Annotated in this window: 24 protein-coding genes, 1 tRNA gene and 1 riboswitch; of the genes, 8 read left to right on the top strand and 17 right to left on the bottom strand. The window is 65.7% G+C overall.

What is annotated here, in order from left to right; translation table 11 throughout:
* Positions 1 to 11: 11 nt before the first annotated feature.
* The 5 genes from DD542_RS08055 to DD542_RS08035 all read right to left on the bottom strand — a co-directional run bounded on the left by DD542_RS08055 (position 12) and on the right by DD542_RS08035 (position 4,207).
* Entirely contained in the window at positions 12 to 590 is a 579-nt protein-coding gene (locus DD542_RS08055) for a GspH/FimT family pseudopilin (RefSeq protein ID WP_127807323.1), read from the bottom strand.
* 192 nt (positions 591 to 782) lie between these two features.
* Entirely contained in the window at positions 783 to 1,322 is a 540-nt protein-coding gene (locus tag DD542_RS08050; protein ID WP_127807322.1) for a GspH/FimT family pseudopilin, read from the bottom strand.
* A gap of 132 nt (positions 1,323 to 1,454) precedes the next feature.
* On the bottom strand, positions 1,455 to 1,904 hold the full coding sequence (gene nrdR, locus DD542_RS08045; RefSeq protein ID WP_066158421.1) for a transcriptional regulator NrdR: 450 nt from the start codon (positions 1,902 to 1,904) through the stop codon (positions 1,455 to 1,457).
* Positions 1,901 to 3,145, bottom strand: coding sequence for a serine hydroxymethyltransferase (gene glyA, locus DD542_RS08040; RefSeq protein ID WP_066158424.1), 1,245 nt, complete (start codon positions 3,143 to 3,145; stop codon positions 1,901 to 1,903). The genes nrdR and glyA overlap by 4 nt, the downstream gene beginning before the upstream one ends.
* A gap of 63 nt (positions 3,146 to 3,208) precedes the next feature.
* A riboswitch (ZMP/ZTP riboswitch) is annotated at positions 3,209 to 3,353 on the bottom strand.
* A gap of 53 nt (positions 3,354 to 3,406) precedes the next feature.
* On the bottom strand, positions 3,407 to 4,207 hold the full coding sequence (locus DD542_RS08035) for a lytic transglycosylase domain-containing protein (protein ID WP_241559778.1): 801 nt from the start codon (positions 4,205 to 4,207) through the stop codon (positions 3,407 to 3,409).
* Between the two features lie 838 nt (positions 4,208 to 5,045).
* Here DD542_RS08035 and DD542_RS08030 point away from each other — a divergent pair.
* Positions 5,046 to 7,715 (top strand): DUF349 domain-containing protein, encoded by a 2,670-nt coding sequence (locus DD542_RS08030; protein ID WP_127804945.1) that lies wholly within the window; start codon positions 5,046 to 5,048, stop codon positions 7,713 to 7,715.
* Between the two features lie 22 nt (positions 7,716 to 7,737).
* On the opposite strand, the gene DD542_RS08025 is transcribed toward DD542_RS08030, so the two are convergent.
* From DD542_RS08025 to DD542_RS08000, 6 genes are all read right to left on the bottom strand, one after another.
* Positions 7,738 to 8,586, bottom strand: coding sequence for a M90 family metallopeptidase (locus DD542_RS08025; protein WP_127804943.1), 849 nt, complete (start codon positions 8,584 to 8,586; stop codon positions 7,738 to 7,740).
* Positions 8,583 to 9,377: a UDP-2,3-diacylglucosamine diphosphatase gene (locus DD542_RS08020; RefSeq protein WP_066158431.1), complete on the bottom strand. Its 795-nt coding sequence runs from the start codon at positions 9,375 to 9,377 to the stop codon at positions 8,583 to 8,585. Before DD542_RS08020 ends, DD542_RS08025 begins: the two co-directional genes overlap by 4 nt.
* A gap of 23 nt (positions 9,378 to 9,400) precedes the next feature.
* Entirely contained in the window at positions 9,401 to 9,907 is a 507-nt protein-coding gene (locus DD542_RS08015) for a peptidylprolyl isomerase (protein WP_079367223.1), read from the bottom strand.
* A 2-nt stretch (positions 9,908 to 9,909) separates the two neighbouring features.
* On the bottom strand, positions 9,910 to 10,635 hold the full coding sequence (locus DD542_RS08010) for a peptidylprolyl isomerase (protein WP_127804941.1): 726 nt from the start codon (positions 10,633 to 10,635) through the stop codon (positions 9,910 to 9,912).
* Positions 10,635 to 11,879: a L,D-transpeptidase family protein gene (locus tag DD542_RS08005; RefSeq protein WP_127804939.1), complete on the bottom strand. Its 1,245-nt coding sequence runs from the start codon at positions 11,877 to 11,879 to the stop codon at positions 10,635 to 10,637. Before DD542_RS08005 ends, DD542_RS08010 begins: the two co-directional genes overlap by 1 nt.
* Positions 11,880 to 12,112: 233 nt before the next feature.
* Positions 12,113 to 13,066, bottom strand: coding sequence for a nuclear transport factor 2 family protein (locus DD542_RS08000; protein ID WP_241559777.1), 954 nt, complete (start codon positions 13,064 to 13,066; stop codon positions 12,113 to 12,115).
* A gap of 382 nt (positions 13,067 to 13,448) precedes the next feature.
* Here DD542_RS08000 and cysS point away from each other — a divergent pair, with 382 nt between their 5' ends.
* The 6 genes from cysS to DD542_RS07970 all read left to right on the top strand — a co-directional run bounded on the left by cysS (position 13,449) and on the right by DD542_RS07970 (position 19,063).
* Positions 13,449 to 14,834 (top strand): cysteine--tRNA ligase, encoded by a 1,386-nt coding sequence (gene cysS, locus DD542_RS07995; RefSeq protein ID WP_127804934.1) that lies wholly within the window; start codon positions 13,449 to 13,451, stop codon positions 14,832 to 14,834.
* Entirely contained in the window at positions 14,834 to 15,484 is a 651-nt protein-coding gene (locus DD542_RS07990) for a DNA-3-methyladenine glycosylase (protein WP_066158440.1), read from the top strand. The genes cysS and DD542_RS07990 overlap by 1 nt, the downstream gene beginning before the upstream one ends.
* A 60-nt stretch (positions 15,485 to 15,544) precedes the next feature.
* Complete coding sequence (locus DD542_RS07985; RefSeq protein ID WP_066158442.1) at positions 15,545 to 16,528, top strand: acetyl-CoA carboxylase carboxyltransferase subunit alpha; 984 nt, start codon at positions 15,545 to 15,547, stop codon at positions 16,526 to 16,528.
* Between the two features lie 8 nt (positions 16,529 to 16,536).
* Positions 16,537 to 17,520: a tRNA lysidine(34) synthetase TilS gene (tilS, locus tag DD542_RS07980; protein ID WP_347232069.1), complete on the top strand. Its 984-nt coding sequence runs from the start codon at positions 16,537 to 16,539 to the stop codon at positions 17,518 to 17,520.
* Between the two features lie 110 nt (positions 17,521 to 17,630).
* The gene (locus tag DD542_RS07975; RefSeq protein ID WP_066158444.1) at positions 17,631 to 18,911 is read left to right on the top strand and encodes an aspartate kinase; all 1,281 of its coding nucleotides are present in this window, start codon (positions 17,631 to 17,633) and stop codon (positions 18,909 to 18,911) included.
* 59 nt (positions 18,912 to 18,970) lie between these two features.
* A tRNA-Ser gene (locus DD542_RS07970) sits at positions 18,971 to 19,063 on the top strand.
* A gap of 418 nt (positions 19,064 to 19,481) precedes the next feature.
* Here the strand turns inward: DD542_RS07970 and DD542_RS07965 are convergent.
* The 6 genes from DD542_RS07965 to DD542_RS07940 are packed head-to-tail and all read right to left on the bottom strand — an operon-like array spanning position 19,482 to position 25,130.
* Positions 19,482 to 20,783: an ATP-binding protein gene (locus DD542_RS07965; protein WP_127804932.1), complete on the bottom strand. Its 1,302-nt coding sequence runs from the start codon at positions 20,781 to 20,783 to the stop codon at positions 19,482 to 19,484.
* Positions 20,780 to 21,502, bottom strand: a complete 723-nt coding sequence (locus DD542_RS07960) for a response regulator (RefSeq protein ID WP_127804930.1) — start codon at positions 21,500 to 21,502, stop codon at positions 20,780 to 20,782. The genes DD542_RS07965 and DD542_RS07960 overlap by 4 nt, the downstream gene beginning before the upstream one ends.
* Before the next feature lie 10 nt (positions 21,503 to 21,512).
* Entirely contained in the window at positions 21,513 to 22,229 is a 717-nt protein-coding gene (locus DD542_RS07955) for an ABC transporter ATP-binding protein (protein WP_127804928.1), read from the bottom strand.
* Position 22,230: 1 nt separating this feature from the next.
* A complete protein-coding gene (locus DD542_RS07950; protein ID WP_127804926.1) occupies positions 22,231 to 23,424 on the bottom strand; it encodes an ABC transporter permease in 1,194 nt (397 codons plus the stop codon).
* 22 nt (positions 23,425 to 23,446) lie between these two features.
* Positions 23,447 to 24,598, bottom strand: a complete 1,152-nt coding sequence (locus DD542_RS07945) for an efflux RND transporter periplasmic adaptor subunit (protein WP_127804924.1) — start codon at positions 24,596 to 24,598, stop codon at positions 23,447 to 23,449.
* A gap of 16 nt (positions 24,599 to 24,614) precedes the next feature.
* Positions 24,615 to 25,130, bottom strand: a complete 516-nt coding sequence (locus DD542_RS07940) for a cytochrome b/b6 domain-containing protein (RefSeq protein ID WP_164868365.1) — start codon at positions 25,128 to 25,130, stop codon at positions 24,615 to 24,617.
* Positions 25,131 to 25,322: 192 nt separating this feature from the next.
* Between DD542_RS07940 and DD542_RS07935 the strand changes: the two genes are divergently transcribed.
* Positions 25,323 to 25,784 (top strand): hypothetical protein, encoded by a 462-nt coding sequence (locus DD542_RS07935; RefSeq protein WP_127804920.1) that lies wholly within the window; start codon positions 25,323 to 25,325, stop codon positions 25,782 to 25,784.
* The last annotated feature ends 13 nt before the right edge of the window (positions 25,785 to 25,797 follow it).

Raw genomic sequence — 25,797 nt, 5'->3', positions numbered from 1 at the left:
ACCCCGGCGTGTCATGGCAACTCCGTGACGACAGAGGTGCGTCCCACAGGGGACACGGTGATCTTGTCGACCTTGGTGGAAGAGGTCGCGCCCGAGGGCGTGACCGTGAAGGTGACGGCGGCATTGGCGCCTGTGCGCATGAGGCCGTTGGGCAGGAACTGCAACCACTGCACGTTCCCTGAGCTGGTGAGTGTGGCTACGCCGGCCTGGGCGGACACGATCTTGAGCATCCGCTCGTCGGTGTCGTAGGTCTGGTTGTTGGCGTTGGTCTGGGTACCGGCCCCATCGTCGACGAACACCATCCAGCCGGTACTCCATTCGGAGCTGGCCTCACAAGCGGTGCCATCGGTGCTCGGGCAGACGACCATCTGGCGCGATGTCTTGATGGCCTCGGATCGCGCCAGCTGCAGACTGGTCGACAGCTCGCGTGTGGCGCTGTCGCGGCGCCACTGGCGCAGCACCTCGCTGAAGCTGGGAATCGCCAGTGTCGTGAGGATGGCGACCAGCGCGATGGTGACCACCAGCTCAACCAGCGTGAAACCTCGCTGGCGAGAGTTGGGCGGCTTCGGGAATGAGGGCAGGTTGTTCAATTTGCAGCTCCGTACTGCAATGTATCGTCCGCCTTCAAGGCTCCTCAGGACGCCCTGACACGCGGTCGAATTTGGCCTGCTCAGCGGCAAAAAGCATTCATTTTTCACGCAGCTGTCGCTTTGGGTCGCCACAAACCGCTGGCAGGTCGCCGCCAGCCTGGGGCCGCCCGCATCCGCAACGGGCCCCCGGTGTCATTCCGCCGGCTGGCCTGTGCTGAGCTGGATTCTCCCAATTCGATTGATGATGATTCTCTGGCTGGCTCCCGTTTCGGGAATGATCTCCAGCGTGCCCATTCCCGATGCCATCATTCCTGTTGGCATGAATACGAAGCGCTGGAGCAATGCATTGCCGCGGATGCTTTGAATTCCACTGACGCCCTGTGAAACAGCGACCAGTTTGTCGGAAGGGCTGAATTGGCCATTGCTGTCGATGTCCTGAAACACGAGCCATCCCGATTTCCATTCCCTGTTGGAGCCGGGAGAGCAGCGAAGGCCATCTGCACTGCTGCACATCACCACGCGCCGGGACCAGCGGATGGCCTCCGATCTCGCGAGCGCAAGGTGATCGGTGATGGCTCGGGTGGCGTTGTCTCTTTGCCAGTCAGAGAGCAGCCGGCTCATGGGGGGAACAGCGAGCTGAATGAGAATGGCCAGCAACGCGGTCGCCACGACCAGTTCGATGAGGGTGTATCCGCTGATTTGACGAGGAGGTTGACAGACAGGCAATCGCATGATGGGTTCGAAGTAATTCGTTCGAACTCATTATTTCCCTGCGTTGCCACCGAATCATGCCTTCAATGAGGTACATGTCGGTATCGTGTCCCTCCGATGGAGGAGGGGCTTTTCCCAATAGCCGGCGGCGCGCTACCGGCGGACCTCATCCACGAGCGCGCGAAACTCGTCGATATCCTCAAAACTGCGGTAAACGCTGGCGAAGCGGATGTAGGCCACCTTGTCGAGTTTCTTGAGCTCGCGCATGACCATCTCGCCCAGTTTGGTGGAGGCCACTTCGCGGCTGCCCAGGTTGAGCAGCTTTTCCTCGATGCGCTCGATGGCGGCGTCCACCTGTTCGGTGCTCACCGGTCGCTTGCGCAGGGCGAGGGTGAATGAGGCGCGCAGTTTGGCCGGCACGTAGTCCACGCGCCGACCATCCTTCTTCACCACCGCCGGGAAGCTGACCTCTGGCCGCTCATAGGTGGTGAAGCGCTTTTCGCAGTGGCCGCACTGCCTGCGGCGGCGGATGAAGTCCGCGTCTTCGGAAACCCGGGTCTCAACGACCTGGGTTTCCAGATGGCCGCAAAAGGGGCATTTCACCTGTAGACGGGGAAACGGGCGGTCAGGGCATTGACCTTGGCGCGCACCGCTTCGATGTTCGCCGGGTCGCGCGGGTTGTCCAGCACGTCGGCAATCAGGTTGGCGGTGATGCGGGCTTCCTCGTCCTTGAAGCCGCGGGTGGTCATGGCCGGGGTGCCGATGCGCACACCACTGGTGACCATCGGCTTTTCCGGGTCGTTGGGGATCGCGTTCTTGTTGATGGTCATGTGGGCGCTGCCCAGCACGGCCTCGGCTTCCTTGCCGGTGATGCCCTTGGCGCGCAGGTCCACCAGCATCACATGACTCTCGGTGCGGCCGCTGACGATGCGCAGACCGCGCTGGGTCAGGGTCTCGGCCACGATCTGGGCGTTCTTCACCACCTGTTGCTGGTAGGCCTTGAACTCGGGCTGCAGCGCTTCCTTGAAGGCGACCGCCTTGGCTGCGATGACGTGCATCAGCGGACCGCCCTGCAGGCCGGGGAAGATGGCGCTGTTGATGGCCTTTTCGTGCTCGGCCTTCATCAGGATGATGCCGCCGCGCGGGCCGCGCAGGCTCTTGTGGGTGGTGGAGGTCACCACGTCGGCGAATGGCACCGGGTTGGGATACACGCCCGCGGCGATCAGGCCGGCGTAGTGGGCCATGTCGACCATGAAGATGGCGCCTATTTCCTTGGCGATCTTGGCAAAGCGCTCGAAGTCGATGCGCAGGCTGTATGCGGACGCCCCGGCGACGATGAGCTTGGGCTTGTGCTCGCGGGCCTTGGCTTCCATGACGTCGTAGTCGATCGCTTCGTTCTTGTCGAGGCCGTAGCTGACCACGTTAAACCACTTGCCCGACATGTTCAGCGGCATGCCGTGGGTGAGGTGGCCTCCTTCGGCCAGGCTCATGCCCATGATGGTGTCCCCGGGCTTGAGGAAGGCCAGGAAGACGGCCTCGTTGGCCGAGGCGCCGCAGTGCGGCTGCACGTTGGCGGCATCGGCACCGAAGATCTGCTTGACGCGGTCGATGGCCAGCTGTTCGGCCACGTCGACGTACTCGCAGCCGCCGTAGTAGCGCTTGCCGGGGTAGCCCTCGGCGTACTTGTTGGTCAACTGGGTGCCCTGGGCGGCCATCACGGCCGGCGAGGCGTAGTTCTCGCTGGCGATCAGCTCGATGTGGTGTTCCTGGCGGGCGTTTTCCGCTTGAATGGCCTTGAACAGTTCGGGGTCGGTTTGCTCGATGAGGATGTTGCGGTCGTACATGGTTTGGCAGTCTCGGGACGGTCTCGGATGAGATGGGACCCCGCGCACTCTCTGAAAAGCGGCAGGGACTGCCCAGGCGAACGGCTGAACACCCGTAGAGTGGGCGGTGCGCTTCCCAGTGGTTGTCCCGCTCGCCAGGAGCGGAGGGCCACGTCAGCGCGGACGGCAGGTGGCTGCCGCGCGCCTATCGCCAGTTGCGCACCTGTGTAGTTTATCCGAGTGGCGAGGCGCCCGCAGGCCTCGGAGCTTGGCAGTCTGTGGTCAGGAGCTGGTGAGAACGGCGTCGGCTGCCGGTTCAACCGGCTGGCCGGCAGGGATGGCTTCGGGCTGGGGATCGAGCAGCCCGGTCTGGGTTGGCTCGATCGGCTCCGGCGCGGCGGGCGCAGGCGCGGCGGTGAAGATCGGGAAGGAAGTCGGCATCGGTTTGCCCAGCGCCACGCTCTGGATCCGAAGGTGCTCGGCCATGACTTTGTTGATGTAGCCGCTGCCGTCGGTGGTCACCGCCCCCACGTAGAGCCGCAGTCCACCTTCGACAGAGCCGGCCTGCTTGATGCAATCCTGGAGCACCTTGACGCCGACCCGCAGATTGGAAAGGGGGTCGAAGGCGGCCATGGCGCCCCCGTAGTCGTCGTACTTGTCGGTGTGGACGCGGGTGAGCACCTGCATCAGGCCCTGAGCGCCCACAGGGCTCTGCGCGTAGGGATTGAAGCGCGACTCGATGGCCATGACTGCCAGGATCAGTGTCGGATCAAGGCGCACCTTGGCACCGACCGCAAAGGCTTCGGCCACCAATGCGCCCAGCGGTTCCGGCGCCACACGGTATTTGCGGCTGAGCCACTGGGTCACGGCAGCCTGCTGCTTGGGCAGAAGGGGGGGCGGAGCGACCGCAAGGCGGTCGTCATTGCTGTTTTCTGGCATGGGGGCGTCATCTGCTGCCACCACGGCCGAATCCTGGCGCTCCTGCAACCAGCTCAGCAGCAACTGCTCCATGTTCGAGCGCAGGTCGCTCTGCACGGCGAGTGCAATGACCAGCACCGCAAAGCCAGCACCCAGCGCGACCATGCCGTTGCGAGCGAGGGCGACGAAGCCCCTGTACACATCGGCGAGCGCGATGAACACGGAAGATTGGACAGCAGAGGCGCTGCTCTTTTGCTGCGCCTCTGAAATCGAAAGCGTTGTCATGTTGTCGCTCCTTGCAGGGCTGCGCCGACCACAAGGTCTGATGCAGCGGTGAGGGGGGGCGCCATCAATGGCGGTTTCGCGGGCACCTGTGGTGTTTGAGGGGCGCCGACGTCGTGAGGGTTTACCCGGAACGGAAAACGGGGCGAATGGTATGTGCCCGTTAATGTTCGGTCAATGTTTTAAACGACGTTTAAAACAATATTTGGTTATTAAGAGAATGGGGATTTGGCCCTTGTTTGCAGATTCCTAGCGGCGGGTCCAGCACACATGCAGGTTGCCGTCCATCCGCCTTTTCGATGCCGTTCGTCGGGTAAGCCAGTCGTTGCACCTGGTTGCAGCACGGGGTGCTACCGCCAGTCGGACAGACTGAAGTGCACGGGTAACTGAGCGTCTCTGCGCTTGAAATCGAGACGCTTCCGGCGTAATCTTCAACCGTCGGTTGTGATGACCGGCATTCAGCCGATCAGGCAGTTCAGCTGCCAGTCGGCTCCCAATGGAAGCAATCTCTTGCTTCCAGGCGTCAGGGACATTCAACTCCCTGTCTGCCAGCCCCGACGGCAAGTGCAGTTTGCCCGCCGTCAACCCCGGCAGGCTCTCCTGCCGGGGTTTCTTTTTTGGGCCAGCGCATCAGGTCGTTGGCGGGTCATCCCGGGCGACAATAGCGGATGTGGTCCATCGCCCGTCGGCGTGGGCGTCTCTCACTGCTGTACCTATCAATATGTCGCTGTTCTCCCTGCGCAAGAGCGCGCCCCAGTCTCCCACGCCCGATCCCGCCGCGACACCGGCCGGCGGCGGCGGGGCCGCCTCGACCCCGTCGTCCCACCCTCTGGATGCATTGACGGGAGGTGCGTTTTCCGCACCTACGAGTGGAGAACGCGCGGCCCGCGTGCGTGCTTGGTTGCAGACCGAGCCAGGCTGGGAGGCCATGAACGAGGTGTTCAAGGAACTGTCCCAGCGGGACCGCGGGGCCGCCAAGCCTCTGAAGGAAAAGCTCGACGAACTCAAGCGCCAGAAGGCCCAGGAGCACATTGGCGTGGAATGGGCCCAGAAAGCCCAAGCGCTGATTGCGCAGTCGCGGCTGAACCTGGCCGACGCCATGGCTTGGCAGCGCGATGCCGCGCGGGCAGGGGCGCCGCTGTCGCGCGAACCACTCGCAGGGCTCAAGGCGGCGCTGGCCGAGCGGGTCAAGGCCATTGAAGACCTGCAGCACCGGGTGCAGGTCGAGCGCGAGTCCGCTGTGTTGATGGCCCAGCGCATCGAAATCCTCTCGACCAAGTCATGGAAAGAGGCCCAGGCGGGCATTGATGGGCTGCGGGCGGATGTCCAGCAGTGGCAGGCGCAGGCCAGTGGGCTGGCCGACGACCCTCAGTGGCCCAGCGTGGAAGTGCGGTTTCCGCCCATGCTGGAGGCATCGCGACAGCAGTTGCAACTGGTCTGGGACGCCTTTGAAGCCGCACTGGCCCAGGCCGTGGCCGCTGATGCGGACCCGCAGGCGCCATTGCCGGCCGTTCCGGTGTGGGCCGATGAGTTGAGGCAGGCGCGTGGCATCGAGACGCCTGCTGAAGCCGACAAGACCGACACGCAGGCGGCCGAGCGCCGCGCCCGGGCGCAGGCGGAGCTACAGAAGGCTTTGGAAGCGCTGGAGCGTGAGCTGGCGCAAGGACATGGCAAGGCCACGCCCAAGGCTGCGGCCGATGTCCGTGCGCTGCTCCGTTCGTCGGGGCGGCTGGTCGGGGCTGAGCTCGAAGGCAAGGCGAACGCGATTCTGGCCCAGGCCGGTGAACTAGAAGACTGGCAGCGCTGGCGCGCCGACCAATTGCGTGAGGAGCTGGTTCGCAAAGCCGAAGCTCTGATGGCAGCGCCAGAAGGGCAGCGTCTGGGTGGCCGCAAGATGCAGGAAACCCTGCGCAGCCTTCGAGACCAATGGAAGACGACGGACCAAGGCGGGCCTGCCAACCACGCCCTCTGGAAGCGCTTCGATGAGGCCTGCACCCTGGCGCACAAGGAGGTTGAGGTCTGGCTGAGCCAGGTGCGCCAGCAGGCGGAGGCCCACAGGGCCCAGCGGCTGGCCATCATCGAAGAGGTCAAGGCCTGGACCGCGGCCCACGCCGGCCAGAGCGACTGGAAAAACCAGATCCGTGACCTGCACGCGTTCTCCGAGCGCTGGCGCGAGGCCGGGCACCTCAGTGAAAAAGCATTCGCCGAGCTTCAGCCCCTCTGGAAGGCCGCCATGCAGGCTGCCCACGTCGAACTGGAGGCCGCCCAGGCACAGAGCGTGGCGCGTCGCCGCGCCATGATCGACGAGGCGGTGGCGCTGGGTGAGGCGCCTCAGCTGCGCATCGATGCGGTGAAGGCCTTGCAGCAGCGCTGGCAGGCCGAGGCACACGCGGTGCCGCTGGAGCGAAAGCAGGAACAGAAGCTCTGGGAGGCGTTCCGCCAGCCGATCGACGCTGCGTTCCAGCGCAAGAGCTCCGAGCGGGAACGCGCCGTGGCCACGCTGAACGCACACGACCAGCGCGTGCTGGATGCTGCTCGTGCGCTCGATGCCGCCAGCGCCAGCGGCGATGCCCAGCAGATCCGTGCAGCGCAGGCGGCGCTTGAGCAGGCGATGCGGGGTGAAACCCTTGCTCGGGAAGAGGCGGCCAACGCTCCCGCCTTGGATGGCGCGACGCCACAAGCTGAGACCGCTCCTGAGGCCGCCGATTCGCCCGAGGCAGTGCCGAAGCCAGCATCCGCGCCGGCCCGCAAGCTGGTGGCCATGCGTGGTGACGACCGGCCGGGCATGAAAAAGGCAGAGCCCGCCGGGCGCGACGAGCGCCGTGGACCCGCTGGACGGGATGGTCGCGGGGCTCGGGACGCAGGAAGAGGCCCGCGCGATGGCTGGGGGGATGCCCGCCCGCCCCGCGAACCGCGGGGTGCACCGGCTCCCAGGCTGGGCGATGCGGCGTTCCGCGCACAGCGCCAGGCGCTTGAGCATGCCGAAGCGGCGCTGCGCAAGCTGGCGGCGCAGGCGCATGGTGAGGTGCTCACGCAGTTGCTGACTGCCTGGGAGAAGCGCGATCCGTCGGCAGTGCCGGCAGCCCAGGCCTTGGGCGGCCGTGGGGTGACGGCGGCGCGCGGCTCCTGGGTGCAGTCGCTGGGAGCGGCGCCGTCCGTGGCCATACCCGCCGAGGCCTTGTTGCGCCTGGAGATGGCGGCCGAAGTGCCCACGCCCGCCGAACAGGTGGAGGCGCGCCGGCTTCTGCAGCTGCAGCTGCTGACCCGGCGCCACGAGGCCGCTCCGGCGGACACCTGGCCACAGGATGTGGGGCGTGTGCTGGCCGCACCGTTCGACGCAGGTTCCGCGCGGCGCCTGCAGCAGGCGCTGAAGGTGCTGCTGCGGCGCTGATCTGTCCGGCCCGCCCGGGTGCTCAGGCGTCCGGGCGGAAGAAGCCGTCGTAAAGCGCGAGGAGCGCGGGAAACTCCTGGCCGAACCGGAGTCTGCTGACGAAGTAGGCCTCGCAGGTCACGGCAAAAAACTCCGCAGGGTTCGTTGCCGCGTAGTCGTCCAGCCAGGGCCGTTCGGCGCCGAATCGCTCTGCCATGGACACGCTTTCCCGGAAGTGGTCGTAGGCCTGCGTCATGGTGCTCCGCCAGTGTTCCCGAGCCTGGGCATCGCTGCGAGTGCCCCAGAGCCCCGCAACCAGGGCGGGCGCGCCGTCCGGGTTGCCCCCTGCGTGCATGCCCCGCATGTCGATCTTGTGCACGAACTCGTGAATCACAACGTTGCTGCCGGTGCCGGCGGCATCGGGCGCCTGGCGCACCTCCTCCCAGCTCAGCATGACCGGCCCCCGGTCCATGGCTTCGCCAGCCAGCACTTCCTCGTAGTGGTGAACCACCCCGCTGGCGTCGGCGACGCGTCGGTGTGCCAGCGCGGCCCCCGGCTGCACCACGATGCCGACGAAGTCGTCGTACCAGGCCAGCGCGTCCAGCGGATTCGACGCGGCTTGGCCTGAGGGAGGACGGATGTGCAGCAGGGGCAGGCAGGCCTGGGCGGCAATCGCCAGCGCCATGGGGTCGGTCACGACCAGTCCATGGGCGCCATGAAATTCCTTTTCCATCAGGAAGTGGCCGCTGAGCTGGCGCAGGCGGAAGCGATCCGGCCCGGAGAGCTCCGCCAGAAAGGGGTGGGACCCAAGAATGGCCGACCACGGCCCGTCGGGCAGTTGGGGCTCCGTGCGCCAGCGGCGCGGAAGCCAGCGCTGCAGTGTCTGTATCACGGGCGCAGGTGCGAAAAACCGCTGTGGCTGAGGCGCAGGATGTCCAGCCGGGCGGGGGTGGCTGCGGCGTCCCAGTCGCTGAGCACCACACGTTGCAGACCCTCTCCCAGGTCGTGCGTCGCAGGGCGGTGGGTGTGTCCGTGGATCAGTGTGGCGGCACCAGCGGCTCGGAGCCAGCGGCGCGCCTCTTCCGCGTCGACATCCGCCCACAGCGCAGGGTCGTGCGCCAGGCTCTTCTTGCGGGCTTCGCTGCGTTCGCGCAGGTCGCGCGCCACGGCTTCCCGCTGGGCGAGCGGTTGGGCCAGGAAGCTGCGCTGCCATTCTGCAGAGCGGACCATGGCCCGGAAGGCCAGGTAGTCGGTGTCGTCCAGGCACAGCGCGTCGCCGTGGCTGAGCAGCCAGCGCGCCCCCATGAATTCGAGCACTGTGGGATCATCCAGGCCCTGCATGCCGCAGGCGCTCAGGGCAGAGGGGCCAACGAGGAAATCCCGGTTGCCGCACATGAAGAACACCGGCGTGTCGATGCTGTGCTGGTGCAGCTGCCGGGCGCACAGGGCGCCGAAGGAGTCCGGGTTCTCCAGCGCATCGTCTCCGACCCACACTTCAAACAGGTCGCCGAGAATGAACAGTGCATCGGCCCGTTCCTCTGGCGGGCGTTCCAGGTAGCGCCACCAGGCGCCCAAGGTCTGTGGCTCCCCGGGGTGCAGATGGAGGTCTGAAATGAAATCGACCGCCTGCCAGTGCGCGGGGGCGCGCAGCTCGGCAAAGCGGTCGACAGGCAGGTTCGTCATCGGTCAGGGATGCACCCTGAGCCTCAGAGCGCGACGGCCTTTTCGATCACCACGTCCTGCTTGGGCACGTCGTCGTGGAAGCCGCGGCGACCGGTGGGGGTGGCTTCGATCTTCTTTACCACATCGGACCCCGACACCACCTTGCCGAACACCGCATAGCCCCAGCCCTGGGCGCTCGGAGCGGTGTGGTTCAGGAAAGCGTTGTTGGCGACGTTGATGAAGAACTGCGCGCTGGCCGAATGCGGGTCGCTGGTGCGCGCCATGGCCACGGTGTAGATCTCGTTGCGCAGGCCATTGTTGGCTTCGTTCTGGATCGGGGCGTCGGTGGCTTTCTGGTTCATGCCGGGCTCGAAGCCGCCGCCCTGCACCATGAAGCCGGGGATCACGCGATGGAACACGGTGTTGTTGTAGTGGCCCTTGTTGACATAGGCCAGGAAGTTGGCGGTCGTCAGTGGGGCTTTTTCGGCGTCGAGTTCGAGCGTGATGACGCCGAGGCCCGTGATGTGCAGTTCGACCTGGGGGTTGGCCATGTTCAGTTCTCCAGAGTGGCTTTGAGGATGGTGACGGGCGTCTTGGGGACATCCGTCGGGAAGGGGCCGCCGGCACCGGTGGGCGTGGCCTTGATCTTGTTGACCACGTCCATGCCGGCGATCACCTTGCCGAACACGGTGTAGCCAAACAGTTGTCCGGCCGCCAGCAGATTGGCGCGAGGCACATTTTCATAGACACGGCCGCCGTATTCGAAGCGCGGCACTGGATCCCCTGGCGGGATGGGGGTCGGGTCCAGGAAGGCGTTGTCCTTGACGTTGATGAAAAACTGGGCGGTTGCGGAGTGCGGGTCGTTGGTGCGCGCCATGGCGACCGTGCCCACCACGTTGCGCGGGCCACCTCGCTCCAGCGCCGCCTGGCCCTCGTGCACCACCGGTGCGCGGGTGGGCTTCTCGCGGTAGCGGGCGTCGTATCCGCCACCCTGGACCATGAAGTTGTTGATCACGCGGTGGAACACCGTGCCGTCGTAGTGTTTGTCACGGACGTATTGAAGGAAGTTTTCGACCGTCTTGGGTGCCTTGTCGGGGTACAGCTCCAGCACGATGTCACCGGCCGAGGTGCTCAGGCGAACTTTGGGGTTCGACGCGCCGGCGGCCCTGGCGTCCGATATGGACAGGGCGCCGAAGGTGCGTGCCGCCAGGGCGGCGAGTGCAAGAGTGCGCACCGTGGTTCGGCGGTTCAGGGTGGTGTGATCGAGCTCGGACGGCATCAGGGAGTCCCTTCATGAAAAATCTTCCACTGGTCGCTTTCACGAGCCCAGTACTGGCGCCGGGTCACCCCTCGGCTCTGTCCTTGTGGCACCTCTCCGAACGTGACCACCATCGTGTCCTGCTGGTCCTGCCAGCGGAGCACGGAAACATCCTTGATGTCGACTGCTTTCACGCCTTTTGCGGACTCTGGACCGACCTCCGGGCGGCCGCCGCTGGACCCGCTCCCGGCGAGCAACTTGCTGGAGTAGAACGCGCTCAGGCGTTCGCTCTGGCCCGTGCTCTTGGCTTCTTTCCAGGAGGCCAGTGCGCTTTCGAACGCACGCCGTTCGGCGTCGAGTTCCTCCGGTTGCACCCATTGGAGTTCGGCGGCGATCACCACCGGTGTGGTGCGGATCTGCACGGTGGACAGCAGTCGCTCCAGATCCGGGTTGGACAGCACCACGCAACCGTCCGACGCTTGTGGTGCACGGACAAATTGCTCCCGGGGTGTTCCATGCAGCCAGATGCCGCTGCCGGTCTTGCCGCGCTGCAGGTCCAGCGGATTCGGGTAGTTGATGGGCAGCGCCCCGACGCCATACAGGTCGGGCAGGCTGTCGGGATGCAGGTTGCTGGTGATGTAGTACACGCCCAGAGGGGTGCGCTTGTCGCCCTCAATCTCTTTCTCGATGCCTGACAAGCCGACCGAGATGTAGAAGTCGCCCAGCAGCTTGAGCCTGGGAGGGGCGGCCAGCAAACCGTTCGTACCGCCGGATGGCGTCTGGTTCTCGAACAGGTACAGGCGCGACCGGGATGCATCAACGGCGATCGCATGCCTGCTCAGGGAGGCGAGGCTCAGGAACTGGGACGGAACGGCGCCTTCAGGCGGCCTTTCGGTCAGTGCAAGCAGGCGCCGGCGCGACTCGTCCCGAAGAACGGCGAGCTGCTGCGCCGCTGCAATGGCGGTGGTGTCGGGTACGTCACCCAGCTGGCGGACGGGCCGAACCTGCAGGCTCAGCAGGTCTCCGTGCACGAGGTGTGCGAGGTGGAAGTTGGGGTGATCGCGGACCAGGCGCTCGGCTTGTGACAGCGCCTCGCGGTGCTGGCCCTGGCTGATGAGTCGGTAGATGTCGATCAGTCTGGCCTCGGCCCGACCCAACAAAGGGGCGACGCGGGCCATGGCATCGTCCGACAGCGGCTGTGGATGCAGACCGGAGGATCTGGTCACCGACTTGATCGCATCGGACGCGTCGTGCATCCGGGCCATGGCGGAATCAATAATCGATGGGCCAGATCTTGCGGAGTCCTCTGAGGTCGATACGGCAGGGAGGCGGGGGAGCAGGGCACCCGCAGACCCCTGGTGAAACAACGCCAGGAGAGAGCCTGACAGTGCGGCAAATGCCACGGCTCCGATCAGCCATCGGGGCAGGCCGGAGACGGTGCGCAGGGAGGCGGCTGGTACGCTGGCGTGACCCCGTTGGAAAAACCGCCGACCGGCCATCAGGATCCCGTGGATTCGCGCACGATCAGCCAGCGATTCCCGCTCTTGACCAAGTCCAGTGTCTTGCGGCTTGTCACACTCAGCGAATCGGAAGAGTAAGCCTGACGGAATTTGGCAGAGGCCCGATCACCGTTGACCGAAACGGAGAGTTCGCTGATGTCCACGTCGATGCGGTTGCGCGGCATGATGCGGGCCTTGCGGTCGGCCTCCCACTCGCTGCGGCTCTGGCCGCCAGGAGGGGTGAAGCTACCGGCGTAGGCACCCAGGTAGCCCGACATGTTCTTGCTGGACCACGCCTTGGCCCAGGCCGCCACGGCTGATTCCACGTCGCTTTCGGCGTTGCTGGTGGTGGCAGGCGCCTGGGCGGCGGGGGGGGCCACTGGGGCCGATGCTGTGGGTTTGGCTGCGGCGACAGGCGGCGCCGAAGTTGCTGGAGCAGCCGCTGGCTTGGCACCCTTGGCGTCGGTGGCGAACAGGTTGCGGATCAGGCTCAGCTTGGGGGCCACTCCGGCATTTCCTGCATCCAGCTGCAAGGCCTTGCTGTAGGCCTGGCTGGCGAGCTTGGCGTAGACGTCACCCAGGTTTTCGTGCGCTGTGGCGTAACTGGGGTTGGTGCGAATCGCCATTTCGAGCGCCGCTCGTGCCTTGTCAAACTGGCTCTGGCCTGCGTACAGGACGGCTAGGTTGTTGTAAGGCTCGGGCAACTCGGGGAACTCCTCGGTCAGCTTCTGGAAGGTGGCGACGGCATCGGCCTGTTTGCCACTTTCGGTCTGGATGACGCCCTTGAGAAAGCGCATCTGGGGGTCCCGGGGCTTGCCTGCAAGGTACTGGTCGGCCTTGTTCATGGCCTCCGAGAACTGTCCGGCGCGCAACAGGCGATTGACCTCTGCGTAGTCGTCGGGCTGGGCCTGCGTCAGCGGCGCGGCGAGGGCGGCTGACACTGCGACGCACATGGCCATCAGGCGCAGCGAAGCGAAGGGTCGCCGGGTGCCGAAACTGCGGGACTTGACGGGCTGGGCAGAGGGAAATTGCATGGGGTTGATCATGTGACCTCAGATGGCGACAACAGCAAACCGAAGGCCGGCCTGCGCCGGTCGACGAATACTATAGCGCTCCTGTGTGTGGGCATCGAAAATGCCGGTGGCGCACTGGGCTGGATATACTGGCGAATTGTATCTGAGGGCCCCCGCCAGGCCCCGCAGTCCGGTGGTCGCGCGACACCGGTGTAATGTCCGCTGTTCTCGCGCTTCTTTTCTCTGAATCCTGTCGACGTCTCGGGTCGAGATGCTCCCTGCATGCAGGTGCGCTCCAGTCGGGTCATTCGGCTGGCCTTCCATGTCCTTGCGAATCTTCAACACCCTCTCGCGCGGCGTCGAGCCGTTCCTGCCGCTCGACCCCGGGCATGTGCGCATGTATGTCTGTGGCATGACCGTCTACGACCTCTGCCACCTCGGTCATGCCCGGTCGATGCTGGCATTTGATGTGGTGCAGCGCTGGCTCAAGGCCAGCGGGTATCGCGTCACCTATGTGCGCAATGTGACGGACATCGACGACAAGATCATCGCCCGTGCGGTCAGGAACGGTGAAACCATCACCCAGCTGACCAACCGCATGATCGAGGCGCTGCACCAGGACGCGGATGCGCTGGGCATCGAGCGGCCCACTCACGAGCCGCGCGCCACCGACTACGTGCCGCAGATGCTGGGCATCGTGCGCCAACTGGAAGACAAAGGGCTGGCCTATCGCAGTCCCAATGGCGATGTGAACTACGCGGTGCGCAAGTTCCCTGGCTACGGCAAGCTCTCCGGCAAGTCGCTGGACGATCTGCGCGCCGGCGAGCGTGTCGCAGTAGACGACGGCAAGCAGGACCCGCTGGACTTTGTGCTCTGGAAATCGGCCAAAGCCGAGGAGCCCGCCGAAGCGAAGTGGGACAGTCCCTACGGCAGCGGTCGACCGGGCTGGCACATTGAGTGTTCCGCCATGAGCTGCGAGATGCTGGGTGAGAGCTTCGACATCCACGGCGGTGGCGCTGATCTGCAGTTCCCCCACCACGAAAACGAGATCGCCCAGAGCGAGGGTGCGACCGGCCAGCCGCTGGCGCGCTTCTGGATGCACAACGGCTTCGTGCGGGTGGACAACGAGAAGATGTCCAAGAGCCTGGGCAATTTCTTCACCATCCGCGAGGTGCTGGAGAAGTACGACGCCGAGACGGTGCGCTTCTTCGTGCTGCGGGCCCACTATCGCAGCGCCCTGAACTACAGCGATGCCCATCTGGACGATGCGCGCTCGGCCCTCAAGCGCCTCTACACCGCGCTGGCCGCGGTCAAGGCCGAGGTGCCCGAGAGCATTGACTGGAACCAGCCGTCTGCCGCCCGGTTCAAGGTCGCCATGGACGAGGATTTCGGTACGCCCGAGGCCGTCGCCGTGTTGTTCGATCTGGCCAGCGAAGTGAACCGCACCCGCGATGCCTCGCTGGCCGGTGTGTTGCAGGCGCTCGGGGGCGTGCTGGGTCTGTTGCAGCAGGATCCGCAAAGCTATCTGCAAGCGGGTGGCGCCGGTGATGGCCTGGACGAAGCCGCCATTGCTGATCAGATTGCGGCCCGGGCCGCCGCCAAAGCCGCCAAGAACTTCTCCGAGGCGGATCGCATCCGCCAGGCGCTGTTGGCCCAGGGCATCGTGCTCAAGGACAGTCCTGCCGGCACCACCTGGGAGCGTGCCTGATGGTGACCTCGCAATTGCCCGATGTCGGGCCCGATGCGCCGCTGTATTGGCAGGAGGCATGTCGGCATCTGATGAAGCGCGATCGGGTGATGAAAAAGCTGATCCCGCAGCACGCGGGTGCCAGCCTTCAGTCTCGGGGCGATGCGTTTGTCACGCTGGCCCGCAGCATCGTGGGGCAGCAGATATCGGTCAAGGCGGCGCAATCCGTGTGGGACCGATTCGAAAAGCTGCCGCGCAAGATGACGCCGGCCTATGTGCTCAAGCTCAAAGTGGACGACATGCGGGCAGCCGGTCTGTCAGCACGCAAGGTCGAGTACCTGGTGGACCTGGCGCTTCACTTTGCCAACGATCAGGTGCACGTCGACAAGTGGGCCGAGATGGACGACGAGGCGATCATCGCCGAGTTGGTGGCCATCCGCGGCATTGGCCGCTGGACCGCCGAGATGTTCCTGATTTTTCACCTGATGCGTCCGAACGTGCTGCCGCTGGACGACATCGGCCTGCAGAACGGCATCAGCCGCGCCTACTTTTCCGGTGAACCGGTCAGCCGCAGCGAGATCCGCGAAGTGGCTGCCTCCTGGGCGCCTTACTGCAGCGTCGCCACTTGGTATATTTGGCGCTCGCTGGACCCACTGCCGGTCAGCTACTGAGCCCTTCGGGGCTTTCCTGTTTCCGGACGTCGTTCGCACAAAGACCAAAGGAGTCATACCTTGGCCAAAAGAAATTTTCTCGACTTCGAGCAGCCCATTGCCGAACTCGAAAGCAAGATCGAAGAGCTCCGCTATGTGCAGACCGAATCCGCGGTCGACATTTCTGCCGAGATCGAACAGCTGTCGGGCAAGAGTCTGCAGCTCACCAAGGACATCTACAGCACCCTGACGCCGTGGCAGATCACGAAGATTGCGCGCCATCAGGACCGGCCGTACACGCTGGACTACGTGAACGAGATCTTCACGCACTTCCAGGAACTGCACGGCGATCGGCATTTCTCGGACGATCTGTCCATCGTCGGCGGTCTGGCCCGTTTCAACGGTCAGCCCTGCATGGTGATCGGCCACCAGAAGGGGCGGGATACCAAGGAGCGTGGTCTGCGCAACTTCGGCATGACCAAGCCCGAGGGCTACCGCAAGGCGCTGCGCCTGATGAAGCTGGCCGAGAAATTCAAGCTGCCGGTGTTCACCTTCGTCGACACGCCCGGTGCCTATCCCGGCATCGACGCCGAGGAGCGCGGCCAGTCCGAGGCCATCGGCCGCAACATCTTCGAGATGGCGCAGCTGGAGGTGCCGATCATCTCCACCATCATCGGTGAAGGTGGTTCGGGCGGTGCACTGGCCATCTCGGTGGCCGACCAGGTGCTGATGCTGCAGTACTCGGTGTACTCGGTGATCAGTCCCGAGGGCTGTGCGTCGATTCTCTGGAAGACCAGCGACCGTGCCAGCGACGCGGCCGAGGCGCTGGGCATCACGGCGCATCGCCTCAAGGCGCTGGGTCTGGTCGACAAGATCGTCAACGAGCCGGTTGGCGGTGCGCACCGTGACCCTGGTCAGATGGCCGCGTTCCTCAAGCGCGCCCTCAACGACGCCTGGCGTCAGGTGGCCGATCTCAAGGTCAAGGAGCTGCTGGAGCGACGCCACGCTCGCCTGGACAGCTACGGCCGCTTCACCGACACCAAGGCCGACAGCGCCAAGCGCTGAGGCGCAGCGTGGCGGCGTCGCCCAACCCGTGCGGGCCGGCGCTGCTGCGCTGGTGCGCTTCCAGGGCCCCAGACGCCTCCGCCAGGCTGGCTGTCGCGTACAGCGCCGGTGCCGATTCCTCCGCGCTGCTGCTTGCGGCCCACGCGCTCTGGCCGGGGTGCGTGGTGGCCCTTCATGTGCACCATGGCTTGCAGGCCGCGGCAGATGCCTTCGAAACCACGGCAAGGACCACCTGCGACCGGCTGGGTGTGCCATTGCATCTGGCGCATGTCCGTGCCACCCCCGTGCGAGGGCAGAGCCCGGAGGACGCAGCGCGCCTCCATCGGTACCGCGCACTGGCGGATCTGGCCAGGTCTGCGGGTGCGGACCTTGTGCTGCTGGCCCATCACGCCGATGACCAGGCCGAGACCCTGATGCTGGCGCTTAGCCGCGGCGGCGGCCTGCCGGGGCTGGCAGCCATGCCCGATCACTTCGAGCGCCACGGCATGCGTTTTGCCCGTCCCTTGCTGGAGATTCCTGCGAGTGCTCTGCGGGCCTGGGTCGAAAGCAATGGGGAGCCTTTTGTCGACGACCCGAGCAACGCCGACTTGCGCTACACGCGCAATCGCATTCGCAAGACCTTGCTGCCCGCCTGGGACGCCTGCTTCCCGGGGTTCCGCCCCATGCTTGCGCGCAGCGCGCGCCATGCCGCGCAGGCCCAGCAGTTGCTGGGCGACCTCGCGCGCATTGACCTGGCTACGGTGGGAGAGCCCCCGTCCATCGCCGGTTTGCAAGCGCTCAGCCGCGAGCGTCAAGCCAATGCCTTGCGCCATTGGTTGCACAGGCACTGGGGTGTGGTGCCCGCTGCGGCTCAGATGGAGCAGGTGCTGGACCAGTTGGCGGCCTGTCGGACGCGGGGGCATCGCATCGAGCTCAAGGTGGCCGACGGGACCCTGCGTCGGGACGGTGGGCATCTGACGTTCGGCCGGACGGCCAGGGCCGCGCCGATATAATTCCAAGGCTTTGCCGGATGCATCCGGCGGCCCGGCCGGTTCCGGCGACCGGCCCAGCGCGACCAACGGCCGCGTGGTCATTCCAACGATCCTCTTCCCGATCCAACCCGATGGCTTTGATTGTTCACAAGTACGGCGGCACCTCCATGGGGTCCACCGAGCGCATCCGCAACGTGGCCCGGCGTGTCGCCAAGTGGCACAAGGCTGGTCACCAGATGGTGGTGGTACCCAGCGCCATGAGCGGCGAGACCAACCGCCTGTTGGCACTGGCCAAGGAACTGCAACCCGCCCAGCTGGGCAAGGCCTACGGCCGCGAGCTGGACATGCTGGCCGCCACCGGCGAGCAGGCCTCGTCGGCCCTGCTGGCCATCGCGCTGCAGGCCGAGGGCATCGACGCCGTGAGCTATGCCGGCTGGCAGGTGGCCATCAAGACCAACGACGCCTACACCAAAGCCCGCATCGAATCCATTGACGACGCCCGCGTGCGTGCTGATCTGGCCGCTGGCAAGGTGGTGATCGTCACTGGTTTCCAGGGCGTGGACCCCGATGGCAACATCACCACGCTGGGCCGTGGTGGCAGCGACACCTCGGCCGTGGCCGTGGCCGCGGCGATGAAGGCCGCCGAGTGCCTGATCTACACCGACGTGGACGGCGTGTACACGACCGACCCGCGCGTGGTGCCCGAAGCCAAGCGCCTGGAGCGCGTGAGCTTCGAGGAAATGCTGGAAATGGCCAGCATGGGCTCCAAGGTGCTGCAGATCCGCTCGGTGGAATTTGCCGGCAAGTACAAGGTGCCGCTGCGCGTGCTGTCCAGCTTCACCCCTTGGGACATCGACCTGAATGAAGAAGCCAGCTCTGGCACCCTGATCACTTTTGAGGAAGACGAAGATATGGAACGAGCCGTTGTTTCCGGCATTGCCTTCAACCGCGACGAAGCGAAGGTTTCTGTGCTGGGCGTGCCCGACAAGCCAGGCATCGCCTACCAGATCCTGGGCGCCGTGGCGGCTGCCAACGTCGAAGTGGACGTGATCATCCAGAACCTGAGCAAGGACGGCAAGACCGACTTCAGCTTCACGGTGCACCGCAACGATTTCCAGAAGACGCTGGACCTGCTCAAGGGCCAGGTTCTGCCAGCCCTGGGAGCGGCCGACGTGGTGGGCGACAATCGCATCTGCAAGGTGTCCATCGTCGGCATCGGCATGCGCAGCCACGTGGGCGTGGCCAGCCGCATGTTCAAGTGCCTGAGCGACGAGGGCATCAACATCCAGATGATCTCGACTTCCGAGATCAAGACCTCGGTGGTGATCGACGAGAAGTACATGGAACTGGCTGTGCGCGCGCTGCACCGCGAGTTCGATCTGGATCAGACGGCCGACACGATTTCGAAGTGATGCCGCCAAGGCCTGGGTCCCCGGAAACGGAAAAGACTTGAGGCATAATACGCGGCTCAGGAGTGATGACCGAGTGGCCGAAGGTGCTCCCCTGCTAAGGGAGTATGGGGTGTAGAGCCTCATCGAGGGTTCGAATCCCTCTCACTCCGCCAGTAAGACAAGGCTCCCACGCAAGTGGGGGCCTTTTGTCTTTCTGGGCCCAGTGTTTTCGCGGGGTTGCGGGCGGTGGCCAATTCTCTGTGGATTCTCTCAAGGCGCCGTTTATGGCCGAAGCTGGGAGCCATTCTCTAACGCGGGTTTTTGGCAGTGAGGCTTTTGTCAAAGCTTCAGGCCAATTCAATCAGCGCGTGCCTTTTATGCATGCTGCCTTGTGATCTTCCCAGACCCTGGCAGGTGAGGGTGACCAGAGGTTGTTGAGGGTGGGTAGGGAGGCCGGTTGGCAGCGACTGCCGTCCGTGAGCTTCGCACCGAGACCTTGCGGCCTGCGCCTGGCAGCGGTCGTACGAGTGACGTTGCTTGAAGAAGGTCAGACGGCCGCTTTTAGTACCGAAGTTGACCAGCGATTGACTCTTATTTGGACACCATCGACAGTCGTGCCTGAAGCCCGCCTTCAGCCCGATTACTCAGATCGACGTCTCCTCCGTGGCTCCTGGCAATCTGGCGCACGATGGCCAGCCCCAGGCCCGCACCGCCGGTGTCGCGGCTGCGCGAGTGCTCGACGCGGTAAAAGGGTTCGAAGACTTTTTGCAGCTCGTCCTCGGGCAAGCCCGGCCCCTTGTCCTGCACCAGCACTTCCACGCCTGACGGCCCGGTGGCGAGCACCATGTGGGCCTGGCCGCCGTACTTCAGGGCGTTGTCGATCAGGTTGGTCAGCGCGCGCTTGAGCGCTTTGGGCCGGCACGACCACTGCAGCGCGTCCGGCGCCTGCAGCGTGACTGTGCCCAGGCTCTGGTAGTCCTCGACCAGACTTTCCACCAGCGCCACCAGATCGACACGCTGCAAGGGTTCTTCCACCGCCTTGCCGCGCAAGAAATCCAGCGTGCCGTCGAGAAGTTGCAGCATGTCGTCGGTGTCGGACTGGAGCTGCGCGCGCAACTGCGGGTCGGCCATCATCTCGGTGCGCAGGCGCATGCGCGTCAGCGGCGTCTTGAGATCGTGCGACACGGCCGCCAGAAAACGCTCACGCTCTTCGATGCCGCTGCGGATGTGCTTCTGCATGGCGTTGAACGCCTGCGCAGCCTCGCGCACTTCGGTCGGGCCAGTCTCGGGAACGGGCGGGCTGCGCAGGTCGCGCGACAGGCTGTGCGCTGCCTTGGCCAGTTCGGTAAGAGGGCGCACCGTGCTGCGCGCGGCCATGGCCACCAGCAGCACCACCGCCACCAGCATCAGGCCCAGGTTCAGCATGAGGTTCCAGGGCAGCGCAAACACGCCCTCCGGCGCGCTGCCGTTCAGGCGCAGCCATTCGCCAGACGAAAGCCGCAGGTGCAGCTTGAACGCGAACCGCCCCAGCCGCGGCAGCTCGCTGGTGCGCACCTCGGCGCGCGGGCCGAGCACGTCGGTGATGTGGCCGGGCAGGTTGTCGAGCATCGACGGCCCCGTTGCGGTTGGCGGTGGCGCTGAATCGACGATGTGAATCTGCAGACTGGGGGTGGATAACAGGGTGGCCATGGCCTGCCGCTGCGGGCCGGCCTGAATCTCGATCACCCGATAGATCGCCGCAATGCGTTGCGCCAGTTCGTGGCTCACGGTGTGGCTCAGCGTGCGCTGCCGGTCCCACGACTGGAGCATTGAGCCCGCGAGCTGCGCCATCAGCAGCCCGGCGCTCATGAGCAGCAGCAGGCGGCCAAACAGCGACTGCGGCCAGAGCCTCACAGCGCCTCCACGCTGGCCGCCAGCACGTAGCCTTCGCCGCGCACGGTCTTGATCAGGGCGGGCTCCTTGCCGTCGTCGCGCAGGCGCTTGCGCAGACGGCCTATGAGCACGTCGATGCTGCGGTCGAACAGAATGGCTTCGCGGCCATTGGTCAACTCCAGCAACTGGTCGCGCGAGAACACGCGGTGCGGGTGCTCCAGCAGCACCCGCAGCAGCCGGAACTCGGCACCGGAGAGCGGCACCACCAGACCGTCGGGCGCCGTCACGTTGCGCGAAGCCACCTCCAGCGTCCAGCCCGCGAAACGGAAAACCGCCACCTCTTCGGGCACCAGGTTGGGCGGCAGCGCGTGGGCGCGGCGCAAGATGCTGCGGATACGCGCCAGCAGTTCGCGCGGGTTGAAGGGTTTGGCCAGGTAGTCGTCGGCGCCCATCTCCAGGCCCACGATGCGGTCGATCTCCGAGCCCCGCGCGGTGAGCATGAGGACGGGAATGTTCGAACGGCTGCGCAGATCGCGGCACAGGCTCAGACCGTCTTCGCCGGGAAGCATCAGGTCCAGCACCACCAGGTCGAAGCGGTGCTGCTCCATCAGGCGCCGCATCGCCTTGCCGTCGGCCGCGCTGGAAACCCGGTAACCGGCCTGCGTCAGGTATTCCTCGATCAGGCGGCGGATTTCACGGTCGTCGTCGACGACCAGCAGGTGCTCGGGGGATGTACTCATGAGTGGGAGATCAGGCGTGGGCGACGGCGGTTTGCGGATCGGTCCGGTCCACCCGGGCCATGCGCCCGTCGTCCATGTGATAGACCGTGTCGAAGCCCTCGATCATGCGGTGGTCGTGGGTGACGGTGATCACCGCCGAACGCCGCTCCTGCGCGATCTTGCGCAGCAGGCCCATGACCTTGGTGCCGCGTTCGGTGTCCAGTGCGGCGGTGGGCTCGTCGGCCAGGATCAGGGCGGGCTCGTTGGCCAGGGCGCGGCCAATCGCCACACGCTGCTGCTCGCCACCCGACAGCCGGGCCGGCAGCGAATCGGCCCGGTGGCCCATCTCCAGGTAGTCCAGCAGGTCTTTCGCGCGGCGGCCGGCCTCGCGGCGGCTCGCGCCGTTGAGCTGCAGCATCAGGGCCACGTTTTCCTGCGCCGTCAGGAACGGGATCAGGTTGTGTTGCTGGAAGATGAAGCCGATCTTACGCAGCCGGAACGCGCGTTCGTCCACCCCAGTCGGTCCGTTGTCGTACAGGGTCTGGCCGTCGATGACGATGCGCCCGGTGGTGGGCGGCTGGATCAGGCTGATCGCCAGCAGCAAGGTGCTCTTGCCCGAGCCGCTGGGCCCCAGCAGGGCCACCAGTTCACCGGGCTCCACGCTCAGGCTGGTGGGCTTGAGCGCCTGCACCGCCAGCTCGCCTTCGCCGAAGGTCTGCGACACGTTGGTGAGTTCCACAACCGCCATGTCAGCCCCCCAGTGCCAGTTGTGGCGGTGTGCGCAGCGCATGCCAGATCGCCATGAAGCTGGCCACCAGGCCGCCAGCCAGCATCACAGCAAAGGTCACCGTGGTTTCCGTCGCGGCGAAGCCCAGGGTGCGCGGAAAACGCGGTGCAATCAATTCGCGCAGACCGTAGGCCAGCAGAAAACTCGCCAGCGTCAGCAGCATCGACTGCGTCAGGATCAGCTGCACGATGACGCGGTTGGGCGCGCCGATCAGCTTGAGCGTGGCAATGGACTTGATCTTCTCGATCGTCAACACGTAGACGATGAGCGCCATGATCACGATCGACACCAGGATTAGCAGCGCGCGGAACAGACCCAGCACGGCGGACATGCGGCTGAGCTTGCCTTCGATCATCAGGTTGCGCTCCTCGTCGGTCGTGTAGACGTTGAAGTACAGCCAGTCCCGGATGTGCTGCGCCACCGCCTGCGGGTCGGCCTGTGGCGCCAGCTTCACCAGCACTGCGTTGATGTTGGTCGAGCTGGCCGAGAGCAGCGGCAGCAGGCGGTTGGCCTGTTCCTCGCTGTAGCCCGCGCGCAGCAGCCGCTGCAGGCTGGCCGCGCGGGCAGCGGTCAGGGCGCGGTCGTCCTGTTCGTACTGCACCTTCTGCGCGTCCGGCAGCGACAGGTAGACCAGCGGATTGCCACCGGAGTCCACCGCGCCCTTGGTCAGGCCGACCACGGTGTAGGTGTCGCCGCCCAGCGGCACCCGGCTGCCCAGCTGCAGGCCGGTCTTGCTGTCGGCCACCATCTCGTAGCGGGGTGCCGTGAGGGTTCGGCCCTCCACCAGACGCCCGGGGCCGCCGACACCCCCGAACACGTCGTAGCCGATGACCGTGAACTGCTGGGAACGCCCGCCGATGTCGCGCTGCGCGGTGTACAGCATGATCGGGCTGGCGCGCACCACACCGGGCGTGGCCGCCACGCTTTTGTAGCTGTCTGCCGGCATGCGCGAAGGCTCGTTGAACGGCCCACCGCGGCCCCGCTCGACCACCCAGAGGTCGGTGCCCATGTTGTCGATCAGCCAGACGCCGTCTTCGATGTTGCCGCGGTAGATGCCGTTCATCACCAGCACGATCGCCAGCAGCATCGCCACGCCGGCGATGGTGGCCAGGAACTTGCCCAGATGCCGGCGGATGTCTTTGAGTGCCAGGTCCATGGTGTGCTTCGCCCTGACCGGATCAGCGGGGCTGGGCCACGCGCACCGACTGGTTGGCACGCACCCCGGTGGCGTTGCCGACCACGGTCTCGCCCTCGGCAAGCCCCGCCGTCACACGCACCAGCTGGTCGTCGGCTCCGCTGGCGGTGACGGCGCGAAACTGAGTGCGCCCGTCTTCCACCACCAGCACACCGGGCTGGCCGGCGCGGTCCTTGGTCAGCGCCGTCAGCGGCACAACGATGCCGGTCTGCTCGCCGGTGGCGATGCTCACTTCGGCCTCCTGATCGATCGCAAACTGCTGCGGCGTGCTGTCCAGCGCCAGGTGCACGTCCAGTTCGCGCGTGGCGGCGTCGCTCTGGCGCGCGATGCGCGCCACCTGGCCGCCCAGCGTTTCGCCGCTGCGCATGCGAATCTGTGCCCGCTGTCCGATCCGCAACTGGCCCAGCACCGACTCGTCGACCCGCATGGCCACCCACAGCGTGGCCGGGTCCACCAGTTTCAGGATCGGCGACCCGGTCAGCACGGTGCTGCCCGGTTCGGCCTGGCGCTGGATCACCATGCCGTCGATCGGGGCCAGCAGGCGCGTGTAAGTCAGCGAGACGCCGGCCGCCCGTGCCTCCTGGGCCACGGTCGTGGCGTCGGCCTCGCGCGCGGCCAGGCTGGCGCGGGCGGCATCGACACCGGCCCGTGCGCCGCGCAGGGCTGCGGTGCTGCCGTCCACCACCGCTTGTGAGACGAATCCTTGTTTCTGGAGCTCGGCATCGCGCCGTTGCTTGGACTGCGCCAATTCCAGCTCGGCCTGGGCCTTGGCCACGGTGGCCCGGGCCGATTCGATGTTGCGCGCGACGGCGCTCTGCTGTCCCTGGACCGCGGCAAGCCGCGCGGACGACTCACGGTCGTCGAGCGTGACCAGCAACTGGCCCTTGCGCACGCTGTGCCCCACGTCCACCAGCACCTCCACCACCGTGGCGTTGACGCGCGAAGCCAGCGACACCGCCGTGCGCGCCTGCAACGTGCCCGGCCCCAGCACCCGCAAGGGCACGGCGCCCTGGCGTGCGATGGCCACCGCCACCTCGACCGAACGGCCAAAGCGCCAATAGCCGAAAGCAGCGGCAAGGCCCACGAAGACCACCAGGGCCACGAGCAGGGTTTTGGTTTTGGATGTGAGGGTCATGGTGAGAGGGTTCGTTTCATGCCTGCTTTTTGCCGGGGCGCATGCGCAGCAGGAGGCCGTCCTTGACAACCCACTGATGGTACAGAGCGGCCAGCACGTGCACCGCCACCAGCGCCATCAGCAGGCGAGACGTCAGGCCGTGCACCTTGCGCAGCGTCCAGCCGTCCAGCGACTCGGGCAACGACGCCGAGCCCAGCACCGCGGCCAGCACGCCGCTCTGCAGCGCCAGCACCACGCCGCTGCCGGCCAGCAGCATCACCAGCAGGTTCAGGCCCATGTGGCCCAAGTGTGCCCACTTTTCGGCGACAACGGCCGGAGGGCGGGGCTTGACACGGCGCAAGAGCACGCGAGCCACTACCAGCCCGGCGGCCAGGGCGCCGAGGATCATGTGGATGCGGAAGTTGCCGATCTTGTCTGCGGTGTTGGGCATTTCGGCCAGCACGAAAGTGCCGGTGACCAGCAGGAAAACGATCAGGGCGGCGGCCAGCCAGTGGACGGCGATCTGTGAGGTGGCGTAGCGGAAGCGGTTCATGATGTGGGTTCCCGGGTTGCGATGGCCTGATCTTCGCGCCGCCATCGCGGCCCAAGGCGGGATCTTGGTAACACAGCATGTCAAGTGAGTCCCTGTCACGCAGGCTCACCAAACAGGCGGTGCGCAGACACACGGGCGCAGCGCTGGCTGCCTAGGATTGGGGCATCCCATCCACAAACCCCGGAGCCTCACATGAAAAAGATCGCCACCGCATTGCTCGTCGCCGCCTTGCTGCCCCTGCCCCTGCAGGCCCAGGACACCGCCGAAAACCTCGTCGCCGGCATGCGGAAGGCCGAAATGACCTACAAGGAACTCATGACCCTCATGGGCAAGTCCATCGGCATGATGCAGGAAGGGGTGCTGACCCACAACCGCGAGATGGTCGAGCAGGGCGCCAACATCATCTTCACCCACCCCGCGCCCAACCACTCACCCTGGGCCATCATGAAGCCCGAAGACCAGGCCGGCTTCAAGCAGGCCCTGGTGACCTACGACAAAGTGCTCGACGAGAACACCAACGACATCCTCAAGGCCACCCGCAGCCGCGACTGGATGGCCGCCACCGGCGCGCTGTCGCAGTTGCAGATCTCCTGTGTGTCGTGCCACGCGCAGTGGAAGGACAAGGCACAGAAGTGGCCGGCGCCGCTGCGCTGAACGATTCCAGACC

The organism is Hydrogenophaga sp. NH-16, from assembly GCF_004006415.1.
GTDB classification, from domain to species: Bacteria; Pseudomonadota; Gammaproteobacteria; order Burkholderiales; family Burkholderiaceae_C; genus Hydrogenophaga; species Hydrogenophaga pseudoflava.
Note: the sequence above shows the minus strand (reverse complement) of the source record. Positions and strands in the feature narration are given on the sequence as shown.

Coding starts and splice junctions, on each gene's coding strand:
- DD542_RS08000 (WP_241559777.1), bottom strand. CDS start 13,066: ATGTGCGTCGCAGTGTCAGCCGCCCTCGCCGCGCCGCTGACGCAGGCC.
- DD542_RS08050 (WP_127807322.1), bottom strand. CDS start 1,322: ATGCGATTGCCTGTCTGTCAACCTCCTCGTCAAATCAGCGGATACACC.
- DD542_RS08005 (WP_127804939.1), bottom strand. CDS start 11,879: ATGGCCCGGATGCACGACGCGTCCGATGCGATCAAGTCGGTGACCAGA.
- DD542_RS07935 (WP_127804920.1), top strand. CDS start 25,323: ATGAAAAAGATCGCCACCGCATTGCTCGTCGCCGCCTTGCTGCCCCTG.
- DD542_RS07950 (WP_127804926.1), bottom strand. CDS start 23,424: ATGGACCTGGCACTCAAAGACATCCGCCGGCATCTGGGCAAGTTCCTG.
- DD542_RS07990 (WP_066158440.1), top strand. CDS start 14,834: ATGGTGACCTCGCAATTGCCCGATGTCGGGCCCGATGCGCCGCTGTAT.
- DD542_RS07940 (WP_164868365.1), bottom strand. CDS start 25,130: ATGAACCGCTTCCGCTACGCCACCTCACAGATCGCCGTCCACTGGCTG.
- DD542_RS08015 (WP_079367223.1), bottom strand. CDS start 9,907: ATGGCCAACCCCCAGGTCGAACTGCACATCACGGGCCTCGGCGTCATC.
- DD542_RS07960 (WP_127804930.1), bottom strand. CDS start 21,502: ATGAGTACATCCCCCGAGCACCTGCTGGTCGTCGACGACGACCGTGAA.
- cysS (WP_127804934.1), top strand. CDS start 13,449: ATGTCCTTGCGAATCTTCAACACCCTCTCGCGCGGCGTCGAGCCGTTC.
- DD542_RS08010 (WP_127804941.1), bottom strand. CDS start 10,635: ATGCCGTCCGAGCTCGATCACACCACCCTGAACCGCCGAACCACGGTG.
- DD542_RS07945 (WP_127804924.1), bottom strand. CDS start 24,598: ATGACCCTCACATCCAAAACCAAAACCCTGCTCGTGGCCCTGGTGGTC.
- DD542_RS08020 (WP_066158431.1), bottom strand. CDS start 9,377: ATGACGAACCTGCCTGTCGACCGCTTTGCCGAGCTGCGCGCCCCCGCG.
- DD542_RS08035 (WP_241559778.1), bottom strand. CDS start 4,207: ATGGTCGCGCTGGGTGCTGGCTTTGCGGTGCTGGTCATTGCACTCGCC.
- DD542_RS07955 (WP_127804928.1), bottom strand. CDS start 22,229: ATGGCGGTTGTGGAACTCACCAACGTGTCGCAGACCTTCGGCGAAGGC.
- glyA (WP_066158424.1), bottom strand. CDS start 3,145: ATGTACGACCGCAACATCCTCATCGAGCAAACCGACCCCGAACTGTTC.
- DD542_RS07975 (WP_066158444.1), top strand. CDS start 17,631: ATGGCTTTGATTGTTCACAAGTACGGCGGCACCTCCATGGGGTCCACC.
- DD542_RS08030 (WP_127804945.1), top strand. CDS start 5,046: ATGTCGCTGTTCTCCCTGCGCAAGAGCGCGCCCCAGTCTCCCACGCCC.